At 60.5% G+C, this 13,683-nt stretch carries 15 protein-coding genes and 1 tRNA gene; 4 read left to right on the top strand and 12 right to left on the bottom strand.

Annotated features, from left to right (window positions below; genetic code table 11):
- Window position 1 precedes the first annotated feature (1 nt).
- The 3 genes from EY713_RS16630 to EY713_RS16640 form a co-directional block, all read right to left on the bottom strand.
- Window positions 2–1,132, bottom strand: coding sequence for an amino acid ABC transporter permease (locus tag EY713_RS16630; protein ID WP_131119852.1), 1,131 nt, complete (start codon window positions 1,130–1,132; stop codon window positions 2–4).
- Window positions 1,133–1,215: 83 nt separating this feature from the next.
- Window positions 1,216–2,403 carry an amino acid ABC transporter permease gene (locus tag EY713_RS16635; RefSeq protein ID WP_131116895.1) on the bottom strand — a complete coding sequence of 396 codons (1,188 nt, stop codon included), beginning with the start codon at window positions 2,401–2,403 and terminating at the stop codon, window positions 1,216–1,218.
- 76 nt (window positions 2,404–2,479) lie between these two features.
- The gene (locus tag EY713_RS16640) at window positions 2,480–3,493 is read right to left on the bottom strand and encodes an amino acid ABC transporter substrate-binding protein (protein ID WP_425374318.1); all 1,014 of its coding nucleotides are present in this window, start codon (window positions 3,491–3,493) and stop codon (window positions 2,480–2,482) included.
- Window positions 3,494–3,687: 194 nt separating this feature from the next.
- On the opposite strand from EY713_RS16640, the gene metC reads away from it, so the two are divergent.
- On the top strand, window positions 3,688–4,872 hold the full coding sequence (gene metC, locus EY713_RS16645) for a cystathionine beta-lyase (RefSeq protein WP_131116898.1): 1,185 nt from the start codon (window positions 3,688–3,690) through the stop codon (window positions 4,870–4,872).
- A gap of 34 nt (window positions 4,873–4,906) precedes the next feature.
- Here metC and EY713_RS16650 read toward each other — a convergent pair whose 3' ends face one another.
- Window positions 4,907–5,167 carry a hypothetical protein gene (locus EY713_RS16650; RefSeq protein ID WP_131116902.1) on the bottom strand — a complete coding sequence of 87 codons (261 nt, stop codon included), beginning with the start codon at window positions 5,165–5,167 and terminating at the stop codon, window positions 4,907–4,909.
- A gap of 205 nt (window positions 5,168–5,372) precedes the next feature.
- Here EY713_RS16650 and EY713_RS16655 point away from each other — a divergent pair, with 205 nt between their 5' ends.
- Complete coding sequence (locus tag EY713_RS16655; protein WP_131116905.1) at window positions 5,373–6,113, top strand: EAL domain-containing protein; 741 nt, start codon at window positions 5,373–5,375, stop codon at window positions 6,111–6,113.
- Between the two features lie 29 nt (window positions 6,114–6,142).
- On the opposite strand, the gene EY713_RS22835 is transcribed toward EY713_RS16655, so the two are convergent.
- Window positions 6,143–6,367: a hypothetical protein gene (locus tag EY713_RS22835; RefSeq protein ID WP_165491169.1), complete on the bottom strand. Its 225-nt coding sequence runs from the start codon at window positions 6,365–6,367 to the stop codon at window positions 6,143–6,145.
- A gap of 531 nt (window positions 6,368–6,898) precedes the next feature.
- Here EY713_RS22835 and EY713_RS16665 point away from each other — a divergent pair.
- Complete coding sequence (locus EY713_RS16665) at window positions 6,899–7,567, top strand: helix-hairpin-helix domain-containing protein (RefSeq protein WP_165491170.1); 669 nt, start codon at window positions 6,899–6,901, stop codon at window positions 7,565–7,567.
- 107 nt (window positions 7,568–7,674) lie between these two features.
- On the opposite strand, the gene EY713_RS16670 is transcribed toward EY713_RS16665, so the two are convergent.
- From EY713_RS16670 to EY713_RS16680, 3 genes are all read right to left on the bottom strand, one after another.
- Window positions 7,675–7,989 (bottom strand): hypothetical protein, encoded by a 315-nt coding sequence (locus EY713_RS16670; protein ID WP_131116914.1) that lies wholly within the window; start codon window positions 7,987–7,989, stop codon window positions 7,675–7,677.
- A gap of 173 nt (window positions 7,990–8,162) precedes the next feature.
- Window positions 8,163–8,414, bottom strand: coding sequence for a DUF6894 family protein (locus EY713_RS16675; protein WP_131116918.1), 252 nt, complete (start codon window positions 8,412–8,414; stop codon window positions 8,163–8,165).
- A 284-nt stretch (window positions 8,415–8,698) separates the two neighbouring features.
- A tRNA-Lys gene (locus tag EY713_RS16680) sits at window positions 8,699–8,774 on the bottom strand.
- A 182-nt stretch (window positions 8,775–8,956) separates the two neighbouring features.
- Here EY713_RS16680 and EY713_RS16685 point away from each other — a divergent pair.
- Window positions 8,957–9,397: a DUF4864 domain-containing protein gene (locus EY713_RS16685; RefSeq protein ID WP_131116921.1), complete on the top strand. Its 441-nt coding sequence runs from the start codon at window positions 8,957–8,959 to the stop codon at window positions 9,395–9,397.
- A 27-nt stretch (window positions 9,398–9,424) separates the two neighbouring features.
- On the opposite strand, the gene EY713_RS16690 is transcribed toward EY713_RS16685, so the two are convergent.
- The 4 genes from EY713_RS16690 to nuoN all read right to left on the bottom strand — a co-directional run bounded on the left by EY713_RS16690 (window position 9,425) and on the right by nuoN (window position 13,674).
- On the bottom strand, window positions 9,425–9,640 hold the full coding sequence (locus tag EY713_RS16690) for a DUF1467 family protein (protein WP_245572761.1): 216 nt from the start codon (window positions 9,638–9,640) through the stop codon (window positions 9,425–9,427).
- 133 nt (window positions 9,641–9,773) lie between these two features.
- On the bottom strand, window positions 9,774–11,444 hold the full coding sequence (locus EY713_RS16695; protein ID WP_131116927.1) for a ribonuclease J: 1,671 nt from the start codon (window positions 11,442–11,444) through the stop codon (window positions 9,774–9,776).
- Between the two features lie 13 nt (window positions 11,445–11,457).
- Window positions 11,458–12,237, bottom strand: coding sequence for a biotin--[acetyl-CoA-carboxylase] ligase (locus EY713_RS16700; protein ID WP_131116930.1), 780 nt, complete (start codon window positions 12,235–12,237; stop codon window positions 11,458–11,460).
- 3 nt (window positions 12,238–12,240) lie between these two features.
- Window positions 12,241–13,674: an NADH-quinone oxidoreductase subunit NuoN gene (gene nuoN, locus EY713_RS16705; protein WP_131116932.1), complete on the bottom strand. Its 1,434-nt coding sequence runs from the start codon at window positions 13,672–13,674 to the stop codon at window positions 12,241–12,243.
- Window positions 13,675–13,683 lie beyond the last annotated feature (9 nt).

Raw genomic sequence — 13,683 nt, forward strand, 5'->3', positions numbered from 1 at the left:
CTCAATGAGCGCGACCGGCCTTCAGCCGTCGCTCGGTATATTGCGAGTAGCGGGACATGCCGAAACAGAAGATCCAATAGACCATTGCGGCAAAGACGTAGCTGGTTGTCGTGATCGTCGGTCCGCCCCAATTCGGGTCGAGCCGGGCGCTCTCCAGCGTTCGAAGAAAATCGAAGATGCCGACGATCGCCACAAGGGTCGTATCCTTGAAGAGGCCGATGAAGGTCGAAACGATGCCGGGGATCACGGTCGTCAGCGCCTGCGGCAGGATGATGAGCCGCATGCTCTGCCAGTAGCCGAGCCCCAGCGCCTGGGCGCCTTCGGTCTGGCCGCGCGGCATCGCCTGGAGGCCGCCGCGCACGACCTCCGCCATATAGGCGGAGGCGAACAAGGCCGTGCCGATCAAGGGTCGTAGCAGCCGGTCAGGCGTCCAAGCCTCCGGCACGAACAACGGCAGCATCACATTGGCCATGAACAAGACCGTGATGAAGGGCACGCCGCGAACGATTTCAATGAACGCGACCGACACCGTGCGGATGATCGGCAGTGCGGAGCGCCGTCCAAGCGCGAGCAAAACGCCGACCGGGAGCGACACAACGATGCCGACCACTGACATAAGCAGCGTGATGAAAAGACCGCCCCAGAGACTCGTGTCGATGATCGGCAAACCGATCAGATCCGATCCGCGCACCAGGAAAAAGGCGAAGACCGGGTAGACGATGAAGAACAAAAGCGCCGCGACGTTGCGTTTGGGCGCCGAGGTCCACAACAGCCAGACGATCAGAACGGCACCGATCGCCTCCGTCAGGTCGATCCGCCAATGTTGGGTCTCGGGATAGGACCCATAGCGAACGTATTGAAATTTCTGCGCGATAAAGGCCCAGCATGCGCCATCGACCTTGGTGCGGCAGGTGGCGGCGTCGCCGGACCACACCGCATCGGTGAAGAGGAAGCGCACCAGATCCGGCAGAACCCAGGCCACGAAGGCAACGGCCAGAAGGGTCAGCAACCCCGAACCCGGCGTCGAGAAAAGGTTGGCCCGCATCCACGCCAAAGGACCACGCACCGTGATCGGCGCCGGCTGAGGGGGATGCGACTCGGTTTGGACGAAGGCTGCGCCGCCGGACGGCATATCGGTGACGGCAGCGTCGAGCACGGCATCGGCCGTCACGGACGGATCGAGATCTGTCTTGTCGGCGATCTGGCTCATCCGCGTCACCGTTCCACCAGCGCGATGCGCCGGTTATACATATTCATGATCGCCGAGGTGAAAAGCGAAATGACGAGATAAACCAGCATCGTGATGGCCATGACCTGCACGGCCGCGCCGGTCTGGTTCAGCACCGTGCCGGCGAAAACCTGGACCAGATCGGGGTAGCCGATGAACACCGCCAGGGAGGAGTTCTTGACGAGGTTGAGATATTGGTTGGTCAGCGGCGGAATGACGACCCGCATGGCCTGCGGCACCACGACGAGAGCACGGATTCGGCCCGCCCCGAGGCCCAGCGCTTCGGCGGCTTCGGTCTGGCCGTGCGCGACCGATTGCACGCCAGCACGGACGATCTCGGCGATGAAAGACGCGGTGTAGACCGAGAGGCCGAGCACGAGGGCGACCAACTCGGGAAACACCTGCCGGCCGCCCGCGAAGTTAAAGCCTTTCAACACCGGTATGTCGAAGGTGATCGGCCGCCCCAGAGCGAAATAGGTCAGTAGCGGCAGGCTGATCAATAAAGCGAGCCAGACCCACCCGACGGGCGACTGTTGGCCGGTGCTCTTCTGCCGCCTGCTTGCCCAGATCGTAAACAGGATCGCGGCCAGAATGGCGATCACGACGGCCATTCCGACGAAATGAGCGCCCTCGCCGAATTGCGGATTGGGAAAAATCAGCCCGCGGTTGTTGAGAAAAATACCGCCTGGCAGCGCAATCGATTGGCGTGGCGCCGGCAACGGCTTCAGAACCGCATTGTACCAGAACAGCAATTGCAGCAGCAGCGGAATGTTCCGCAGCGTTTCGACATAGACCAGCGCGAGTTTCGCGACGATCCAGTTCGACGACAGGCGCGCGATCCCAACCGTGAAACCGATGATGGTGGTCAGGACGATCCCTACAACGCCGACCAGCAGCGTGTTGATCAAGCCGACCCAGAAGGCCTCAGCGTAGGTCGAGGAATGCGAATAGGGGATCAAGGTCTGGTTGATGTCGAAGCCCGACGTCTGGCCCAGAAAGCCGAAATCGGTCGGCATGCGAAGCCGTTCCATCGCCGTCATGGCGTTGGTGGCGGCCCCGTAAACCACGAAGACGATCAGAGCCACGAGCACGATCTGATAAACCGCTCCGCGGACGATCGGATTTTGGATCAGGGACCCGCCCGATGGCTTCGCACGCTCGACTAATTCCACCATCGCGATCCTTCGATGTGCAGGGGTTGGTGGTTGCGATCAGGGACAATCGCCCCGATCGCAATCATTGCTTACTTTTTCAGCGGATCGGTGGGGCGTATTGCAGGCCGCCCTTATTCCACAAGGCGTTCAAGCCGCGCTTGATTTTCAGCGGCGAGCCGTCACCCACGTTTTTGTCGAAGACTTCGCCGTAATTGCCGACCGTTTTGATGATGTTGTAGGCCCAGGCCTTGTCGAGCCCGAAGCCCTTGCCCTGCTCGCCTTCGACGCCGAGAAGACGACGAATGTCGGGGTTATCCGACTTCATCATGTCGTCGACGTTCTTGGACGTGACACCCAGTTCCTCGGCCGACACCATGGCATAATGCGTCCAGCGGACGATGTTGAACCATTGGTCGTCGCCCTGCCGGACGGCCGGCGATAGCGGCTCTTTGGAAATGATCTCCGGCAGCACGATGTGATCGTCAGGATTGACGAGCCGGATCCGCTCGGCATAGAGGCCCGACGAGTCGGTCGTGAAGGCGTCGCAACGGCCAGACTCATAGGCCTTGAGGGTTTCATCCTCCCCCTTGAAAGCGACGCTGTCGTATTTCATGCCGTTGGTACGGAAGTAATCGGCCAGATTCAGTTCTGTGGTGGTGCCCTGTTGCACGCAGATCGAGGCGCCGTTCAGATCCTTGGCGGACGACACGCCGAGCTTCTTGCGCACCATAAAGCCCTGGCCATCATAGAAGTTGACCGGTCCGAACAACATGCCCTGCTGGTCACGCGAGGAGGTCCAGGTGCTGTTCCGCGCCAGGAGGTCGATTTCGCCAGACTGCAAGGCGGTGAACCGATCCGTCGCGTTGAGCGCGATGAACTTGACCTTGGTCGGGTCGCCGAGCACCGATGCCGCGACAGCGCGGCAGAAATCTACATCGAGACCGGTGAACTGCCCCTTGTCGTCCGGAATGCCGAACCCGGCCAACGACGGATTGACGCCACAGGTCAGCACATTCTTCTGCTTGACCGTATCGAGTGTCGCGGCCGAGGCGACCGCGGTGCTCGCCGCAAGGGCAGCGACCATCAACGATGCAAAAAGTCTCTTCTTCAAAAGCTCAACTCCAGCGTTCCTGCACGACACTCAGCACTCGCGACTAAGCACGCCATGTGCCACCGCCCGCCAGCGCCGTCGCTATCACAGAAGTTTTGCCTGTCGTGGTCAAGGCGTTGCAGGCCATCTCCCGCGTCTTGACGTCCCGCCCTGCAATGGATCAGGTGCACGCCGACCTTCAACCTCGGACGATCATGACAAAACTCACGCCGGACACTCGCGCGACTCTCGGCTCGCGCTCGCGGCTCATCCATGCCGGGCGCGACCCTGAGGAGCAGCATGGGTTCGTCAATACGCCGATCTATCGCGGCTCGACGGTGCTGTACGACAATGTCGCACAATTGAAGAACCGCGAGCGTCGGTTCACCTACGGGACGAAGGGTACGCCGACCACCGAAGCGCTGGAGACGGCATGGAGCGAACTCGCCGGAGCAGCCGGAACGGTGCTAACGCCCTCGGGCCTTGCGGCCGTGACCGTTGCGTTGATGTCGGTGCTCGGCAGTGGCGACCACATCCTGGTCACTGACTCGGCCTATCTGCCGACACGGCACTTCTGCGACACGATGCTGCGGCGCTTCGGCATTTCGACGACCTACTACGATCCGCTGATCGGAGCGGGGATCGCCGACCTGTTTCAGCCGAACACCCGTGCGGTTCTGGTGGAAGCGCCTGGGTCGCAGACGTTCGAGATGCAGGATATCCCGGCCATCGCCGAGGCAGCGCATGCGCATGATATCTGCGTCATCATGGACAATACCTGGGCGACACCCCTGTTCTTTCCGCCCCATGCACGCGGAGTCGATATCGCCATCGAGGCCGGCACAAAATACCTCTCCGGCCATTCCGACCTGTTGCTCGGCTTGACATCCGCGAATGCGACATACTGGCCGAAGCTGCGTGAGACCTTCGACGCGTTTGCGATATGTGCCGGGCCCGAAGATGTGTTTCTGGGCTTGCGCGGACTTCGAAGCATGGACTTGCGGCTTCGCGAGGCCGAGCGCCAAGCGCTCGCAATGGCGCAATGGTTCGACAGTCGCGACGAGGTGCGTCAGGTGCTGCATCCCGCCCTGCCGAGCCATCCCGGACACGCGATCTGGAAGCGTGACTTCCTTGGGTCGTCGGGTTTGTTCTCGATCATTCTCGAACCGGCATCCACGGACGCCGTCGCGGCGATGCTCGATGGGCTCGAACTCTTCGGGATGGGCTTCTCCTGGGGTGGCTACGAAAGCCTCGTGATCCCGTTCGATCCGACAACTTATCGAACTGCGACCACCTGGAACCCAGGTGGACCGACACTGCGCTTCCAGATCGGGTTTGAAGATCTCGCCGATCTTCAGGCCGACCTCGATCGTGGCTTCGCCCGCCTGCGCCAAACCTGACGGCCGCCAGGCCTGAGGCAAGCGGGGTCGACCATCAGTGATTATAGAGGCAGCGACCGTCGGCGTGTTTGAACGACGGCGGATCGCAGGGATTTGAGTCGAACTCACATAGTTTGACACAGCCGTTCGGCTGCAGCCCTTCATGCGGATTGAAGGCCTGTCCCTGCCGATTGTAGATATAGCCGTCCGGCTCGACCAACCGCCCGCTTGCATATTGCGCATGGGCTAAACCTGGCAGGGCGAGCGCTGCGGCAACCACGCCAATCAGCGCTATTTTGCGTTTTGAATTGTCCATCTCTCGCTCCAAATAATATGGGCCGCTGCACGGCGACTGGTGCCCGACCGTTTCATATCAAATCGATGAGTAGGCGGCTCGGTTCCTGGACGGCGTGGCCCAGGAGCCTGCGGTATGTCGGCGCTCCACACATGCCGATTCAAGACGAACGAACTCTTTAGGGATCGTCGCATTAGTGTAATGCAGGAGTTTGGAGCCAACCTCAATGCCGATCGCATGCGAAGGATGTCGAGATGGATCGGCATTCACATTTCCCTTCTCGATGGCGTTTCAGCCCATTGTGAATGTCGCCAAAGGAATGATTTTCGCCCATGAGGCGCTCGTGCGCGGTCCTGCCGGCGAGGGTGCCTTCACGGTCCTGTCATCCGTGACCGACAGCAATCGCTACGCCTTCGATCAGCAATGTCGGGTGAGAGCGATCGAAATGGCGTCTGCGTTGCGTCTGTCAGACGATCCGACAGCGAGCTTATCGATCAATTTCATGCCGAATGCGGTCTACGAACCGAATGCTTGCATTCGGCTGACATTGGAGGCTGCGGAACGGACGAGCTTTCCCCTCGAACGGATCATCTTCGAATTCACCGAAACCGAGAAGCTCGATGCCAAACATCTTCTCAACATTCTGCAGACCTACAAGGATATCGGCTTCCGAACCGCAATCGACGATTTTGGCGCGGGCTATGCCGGCCTTGTGCTGCTGGCTCAGTTTCAGCCCGATATCGCGAAACTCGATATGGCGTTGATCCGCGGCATCGATACCGATCCGGTTCGGCGTGCCATCGTCCGCTCGACACTCGATATGTTGCGAGACCTTAACGTCGTTCCGGTCTGCGAAGGTGTCGAGACCGAGGGCGAGCTCCACGCGCTACGCGATCTCGGGGTCGATCTCATTCAGGGCTATCACATCGCCCGCCCGGCTTTTGCCGCGTTGGCCAAGCCGGTTTAGGCGATCGTCGCGTCACTCAAGCAGGTCGGCTAGTCGATCAAATCGAGCCGGCGTGCCTCTTGCGACGCAAACAGCAGCGCATCGACAACGACATCCGACGCGATCCGGTCGGTCGCTGTGTCGGTTCGACTGATACCCGACGTGATGATACGCCGTTTTTGTCGATCTCGTCCCACGGCGAACATCCAGACATGGTGATCTTCCCGGTGGCGCACGCTGATATGTGTGGGGTTAATGCCCTCGATCTCATACATCGGTGTCGGCTCGATCCCTGACTTCAAGAGCCCAGACCATCGTGGGTGCCGCTTAGGGAAGCGCGCGAAGATCGTGTCAAACTTGATTGATCGTCTTACGCCGCGGCGTTTGACGGTGCGCCGTGAGCCTCCAACGAGCTTGTCGGTTCGGGAACGCTGGGCATGAAAAAAGCCCGGCCAACCGTTTCCGGTGCCGGGCAAAATCAGGTCCGCGTCATGCTATCGGATTGATGTTCCGAGAAGCTCCGTTGCGATCGATCGCTGTTGGGAACGCGACCCTGCCCGGCTTTTTCCGACCTTGCGCCGCAACATCCTAACCCGACGTTGACGCTACTGATGGGTTGCCGTCCCGATCTGCGTCGTTGCTCGGCAAAGCATGCCCGACTCGCGGCCGCTACCATCGCAGTGTTGCCATTTATTAAATGTAGCAACCCCCGAGTTGCGTTATTTCTGCGTATGCGGTTTTCTCGCCGGTATCATGCATCGCCTCGTGTGTTCATGATCTGCGGGAGTACAGCGGGAGAGTTTTTCATGGTGTTAAGATCGGCAACGGGCATTTCGATTGCCTGCGCCGCGCTCACGCTGTGCGTCGGCGTCGCGCTTCATGCGATGCCACCCAGAGAGACCGCGTCTAAGCCATGGGGCGATCTCGCCAAGGCCCCCTTCCCGGATCCCGTCGTTCCTGCTCGACTTCCACGTCGAGTCGAGGTGGCTGCGCTGACTGCGCCCGTTCCGTCTCAACAGCACGCGGCTGACGTCGTGGCGCCGACGACCTCGGCGGTCCAGACCTCGTCTGCTGCTATACCCGCCGCGCAACCCGTGCCGACCCAAGCCCCTGCACCAGCACCTGACGCGCAGCAGATCTCGAACCCGACAGCTTCTCCCGGTTCGACTGTCGTGCCGTGGCCGGGCCAGCAGCGGGAACAAGGCGCGCCGGCGAGCGAAACCGTGGTTCAGGCTCCCCCTGCCGACGTGCTCGCGATGGCGGATCCGAGCGAGGTGCCCGCCGCCGACACGCGCAAAACCATCGACATCAACACCGCCTCGGTCTCGGCCTTGAACCATCTACCCGGCAACAGTCACATCGGACAGGCGATCGTGAACCACCGCCCGTATCGCTCAATTAAGGAACTGGTGGCCAAGCGCGTGTTGCGGGACAGCGATTTCGCACGCGTCAAATCTGTCATCCGCGCCGATTGAGATCGCGTCGCTAGAGTCGCGGTTTTCAGGACGGCGATGTGTCGCCATCGAGTAACGGGGCCGCCTCGACCTCTTCGAAAGGCCTCAAGCCTATCCGCAGGACTGGATCATGACCGGAGCGCCACCCACACCGCGCCGAGTACGATGGCCAGGACCACAATGACCATGATGCCAATCGACATCCATCGACTGGCTTGTTTCGAGGTTGCGTCACTGGCGGCTAAAACGGGCTGGGCCTCCTGCCGCCGCGCCAGCGCGATCCGTTCCGGACTGTTCGGTGTCCCGGCTGCCTCGTCGTCCGTCCCGAGCGAAGACAATCCCGGATCAGGCGCCGACACCTTGTCGCCGGTCCGACCAGAGTCGATATCTTGCTTCAATTGCGCCACCGTAGACGTCTGGGCGTCGATCGGATGTCTGGCCACCTAAGTCTCCTCGATTGTCATGCGTGAGACAATGCACGAGCGGCTCGTACGGCTTGAACCGGATGGCGTGCCCTATCGTCACAACGGATCGGAGTTGCGATGAGGCGGACGGAACGTCGTCGTCAACGGGTCGACCCCCGCGCAAGACACGACCCGCTCTTCCAGCTTGACGGTCAGTTTTCTGGGATGTCCGAGAGCCATCGCGCGTCGAGGATCAGTTTGGCCTCAAAGATGATCCTGCCCTGATCGTCTCGAACGTGGCACGTCATGATGCGATGATTGCCATTCGGCATCACATCACGCGCGATGTCGGGAAGTGCGTCGATGGCGGCAAGTCGGGCCGCATCACGGTCCACGAACTCGGTTCCGAGATCGTCTCGTATTTCGATGGCACCGTCATTGATATCGAAATAGAAGCGAGGCATCGGGCTTCTCCGACAGCAAGCATTCCGACCGGTGACACCCGACTTGATCGTCTGGTCACCCCCGTCAATGACACTCTAAGAGTGAGACAACGGCCGACATTGTTCTTTGTTAAAAAGCGGAAATTTGGTTGAAATCGCAACTGCCACAAGCGCCTACCGACGATAGCAAAGGTCTGTGACCATCTGAAAAGAACGCACCTCGTAGGTGCGAGTGTGCGACCCCCTTTTTTGGTCGCAAAAAGTCGCTTGTTCCGCCGCGATTTTCGCTAAGTGTTTGATCTAAATGGTGAGCGCGATGGGGCTCGAACCCATGACCCTCTGATTAAAAGTCAGATGCTCTACCGACTGAGCTACACGCTCCCGTTTCCAGGCGTCCTGTGCATAGTCTGCAACCGGTCCGGGGGTCAAGGCAAAGTGGTTCCCGATCGTCGAATGGGCTGATTTGTCCCGCGCCAAACGCGATACGTGCGTCGTTTTTGCGGTGACCCCGATCTTCTGCTCGTTTTTCTTCGTATCTCAACAAGCGGAACGGGAGCGATGTCATGCGAGATAGATTGAAAAGCGCAGCAATGGTGGTGGCTCTGGTCGGATCGATCAGCTTGGCGTCCTGGCAGGCGCGTGCGGCCGATCTCGATGCGGCGACGCAAGCAACGCTTCGATCGATCATTACCCAGCAGATCAATGCGTTCGGTCGCGACGACGCGGATGCCGCAGAAAGTTTCGCGGCGCCGGGCATCCGCTCGAAATTTCCGAACGCGAAGGATTTCAACGCGATGGTGCATCAATCCTATGCGCCGTTAATCCATCCGCGCAGCACGCATTTTGATGAGGCCGGACAAACCGCGCTCGGTCCGCTTCAGAAGGTGACGATCGTGGATGCCGATGGCGGGGTCTGGACCGCCGTCTACACGTTCGAGCAGGTGGATGGCATGTGGCGCATTACGGGCTGTGCTTTGGTCAAGGAACAAGGCACGACGATCTAGGCGCGATCGCGCGAGCGCCGCTCGTTGCTAGTCGGTGTATTTGATCAGCAGCATCAAGGCCACGAAGAGGACGGCCGAAATGACCGTGGTCCAGAGGGCTTTCTTCTTGAGGCCAGGGGTTTCCGGCGCGCCCGGCTCGCTGCCGGGCACGACCGAGCCGCTCTCCTGTTGCGATCGCACGCCAAATGGCAGCACGGCAAATAACACGATCCACCACATGGTAAAGTAGATCGCGATGGCCATCGGGGTCGGGATCGGCATTTGATCGCATTCCCACCAGCAATAGAGAGCCAGGGCTTGGTCTCCCGGCGCGTTTCGGCATGAGCAACGCCACACCGCACCTTGTGGTTGTTAGCCACAAGGCGCGGTGACGATTTTAGACTTCCACCACCAACACATGGACAGTGGGCTTCTTGCCCCACGCCGCGCCGATCGCGCCGCGAACCGATCGTTCGACCGCCGTCGCGGCTGCATCGGGGTCACGCCGCTTGCCACGACCGAGATTATCGAGCGTTGCGAAGATCGCGGCATCGATCACGGCGTCCATCGCCTTGCCGTCGCGGGTATGCGTTGGCATGCCGGAAAAGACGACGTCGGGATCGCCCGCGAGATCGCCTCGCGACGTCAAGGCGAAGGCGATCGAAACGATGCCCGCGAAGGCAAGCCGGTTGCGGGCCGCCAACGACGGATCATTGGCACTGACCAGCAGATTGCCATCCTTGCAAAGACGACCATGTGGCGCTTCGTCGACGATAGACGGCGCTCCCGGTGCGAGCAGAACCACGTCGCCATCCGCAGCCGTGATCACATGATCGATGCCCATAAGCCGCGCAAACTTGCCATGCTCGAACAAATGCAGTGGCTCGCCATGCGCCGGAACCGCAATCTTGGGCCGGACCCAGCCATAGAGTTGCGCCACCTCGGCGCGCCGGGGATGCCCCGACACGTGGATCATCTCGGTTCGGTCCGTCACCACCTCGACGCCTTGCCGCACCAGGCCGTTGATGACGCGGCCGACTTCTCGCTCGTTGCCAGGGATCGTCCGCGACGAGAAGATCACCCGATCACCTGGGATGAGCTTGACCTCGGGATGCTCGTCCTGCGCCATCCGGGCGAGGGCGGCCCGCAATTCACCCTGGCTTCCGGTCGCGACCACGACAGTCTTTTCCCGCGGCAGATAGGCATAGCTGTTGGCCGAGAAGAACGGCGCGACTCCATCGAAGTAGCCACAATCGCGCGCCACTTCGATCGCACGATCCATCGCGCGACCCACCACGATGACGCTTCGCCCGGTGGCTTCCGCCGCATCGGCAACAGCCCTGATGCGCGCGATGTTGGACGCAAAGGTCGTGACCAGTACGCGCCCGGGTGCGTTGCCGATCAGCGTCCGCAGATTGATGGCGACTTCCGCCTCCGAGGGGCTCTGCCCTTCGCGCAGGATGTTGGTCGAATCGCACACCAGAGCCAACACGCCCTCGTCGCCGATCTCGGTCAGTCGCTTCTGGTCGGTCGGAAGCCCGATCACCGGGGTTTCGTCGATCTTCCAGTCACCCGTATGCAAAACCGTCCCAAGCGGCGTGCGGATGGCCAGAGACGAGCTTTCCGGGATCGAGTGAGCCATCGGGATGACCTCGACCTCGAAGGGTTCGAGATCGAGCCGATCGCCGAAGGCCATGATCTCGACCGGGATCTTGGGTGCGCCGGGCTCCGCCGATCGCTTGATTTCGAGCAGGTTCGCGGCAAAACGCGTTGCGAAGATGCGGCAGCCGAGTTTCGGCCAGAGCTCGGTCACAGCACCGATATGGTCTTCATGCGCGTGCGTAATGACGAGACCGACAAGGTCCTTCTTGACCCGTTCAACAAAGCTGACATCCGGAAAAACAAGATCAATCCCCGGAAGATCCGGGCCTGCGAACGAAACGCCGCAATCGACCATCAACCATTTTCGTTTGTTCGGTGGGCCAAACCCATAGAGGGCGGCATTCATGCCGATCTCCCCGAGGCCTCCGAGCGCGCAAAATACGAGCTCATTATCGCCACTTGCCATTCAAATCACCCTTTTAGCCGATTTTCGGAACCGGCTGGTCCATCAAGAAAACATCACCTGCATCAACCGTCTTCTGGCCGTCGCTCGTCTTCAGGACAAGGCGACCCTGGTCATCGATCGTCTCAAACAAACCGTCGAGTTTGTGCGATTTCGACGCAACCGACATTCTGGTCCCGGCCGGGAGGGCTCGTTCGAGCCAACGCGATCGAATGTGGAGAAAGCCACGCCCTCGATCCCATAACGTCAGCGCCTGATCGAGCGACAGCGACAAGGCGCTCACCACATCGTCGACGTTGGGTCGCTCCGCCGAAACAGAGAAGAGGTCGGTTGCTGCATAGGGAAGATCAGAGGGATGCGATTGCCGATTGATCCCGAACCCCAACACGCAGGCGAAACGACCGTCACGGCAGCGTGCGCCCTCGACTAGGATCCCGGCCAACTTGGCACCGGCATGAACGATATCGTTGGGCCACTTGATCGCGATGGGTTGATCTGTCGCGACGAACAGCGACAGCGCGTCCATCAACGCGACGCCCGCAAGCAGCCCCAGTTGAGGCGCTAACACCTGTGGCACCGGATCGATCAGCAAGAGGCTCGCATAAACGTTGCCGGGCGGAGATGTCCAGGAACGCCCCTGTCGCCCCCTGCCGCCGGTCTGGCGGCTCGCGACGATCCATAACTTGCCGCGATCACCGCGATGAGCCCGCGCCATCGCCTCGTCGTTGGTCGAGCCTAGCGTCTCGAAACTATTGATCCGATACCCCGCTCGTATGGCTTGGTCGGCAAGCTTCACGTCTCAGAACAAGGATCGGGCAGCGGCAGCCGCGCTCGCGACGATGGGTGCCGGAAAGACCCAGAAGAGCAGGACCGCAAGTCCAGCAGCGCCGAGCACAAAGCTCACGGCAGGGTTGGCTTTGTCAAACGCAACTCCGGTTGGTTCGTCGAAATACATCATCTTGACGATCCGGAGGTAATAATAAGCCGCAACGACGCTCGAGAGGACGCCGAGAACCGCAAGGGCGTAGAGATTGGCTTGGATCGCGGCCTGGAAGACGTAGAACTTGGCAAAGAATCCAGCCAATGGCGGAATGCCGGCAAGCGAAAACATCAACATGGCAAGGAAGAACGCCATGGCGGGGCGGGTGCGCCCGAGGCCGGCGAGATCGGCGGTGGTCTCGATATTCACGCCACCCCGGCGCATCATCATGATGGCCGCGAATGTCCCGAGCGTCATGACCAGATAGATCGAGAGATAGATCAGCACACCATAAACGCCGGCCTCGGTCCCGGGAGCGAGACCCACCAGGGCAAAACCCATGTGGCCGATCGCCGAATAGGCCATCAGGCGCTTGAAGTTGGTTTGGCCGATCGCCGCGAACGAGCCGAGCGCCATTGATGCGATCGAGATGAAGATGATGATCTGCTGCCATTCGTGCAGGATGCCCGGAAAGGCTGTGATGATGATCCGGACCGTGATCGCGACGGCTGCCATTTTGGGGGCCGTGGCGAAAAATGCAGTCACCGGAGTGGGCGCGCCCTCGTAGACATCGGGCGTCCACATGTGGAACGGCACAGTCGACATCTTGAAGGCCAGCCCGGCCGACAGGAACACAAGTCCGAACACCACGCCGATGTGAGCATTACCCTGAAGGGCCGTCGCGATGCCGCTGAACAGGACCGTACCTGAATAGCCGTAAATGAGCGAAGCGCCATAGAGCAGCATGCCAGACGACAGGGCACCCAACACGAAATACTTGAGCCCCGCCTCGCTGGCCCGCAGGTTATCGCGGTGGAACGCCGCGAGAACGTAGAGCGCGAGGCTCATCAACTCGAAGCCGAGGTAGAGCGCGATCAGACTGTTGGCCGAAATCAGCATCAACATGCCGAGCGTCGAGAGCAGGATCAGCACAGGATATTCGAAGCGATCGATGCCCTCTTGCTTCAAGAAGCCGATCGACATGACCAGGGTCACCAGCGACCCCAGGAGAGCCAGACCCTTCATGAAGCGCCCGAAAGCGTCATCCAAAAAGGCGCCTTCGAACACGATTGTACCATGAACCGACGTGCCGACGTCGATCAGAAAGGCCGCGCCGAGGACCACGATGGCGAGTTCGGTCACGAGGGCGGTCGACCGCTCACCCCGTAACGCACCAACCATGAGCAGCACCAGAGCCCCCACCGCAAGGATGAACTCTGGAAGGACAGGTCCGAGGTGAAAATCGGGCGACATCGGAGTTCG

Source organism: Lichenihabitans psoromatis (assembly GCF_004323635.1).
In the GTDB taxonomy this organism is placed as follows: domain Bacteria; phylum Pseudomonadota; class Alphaproteobacteria; order Rhizobiales; family Beijerinckiaceae; genus Lichenihabitans; species Lichenihabitans psoromatis.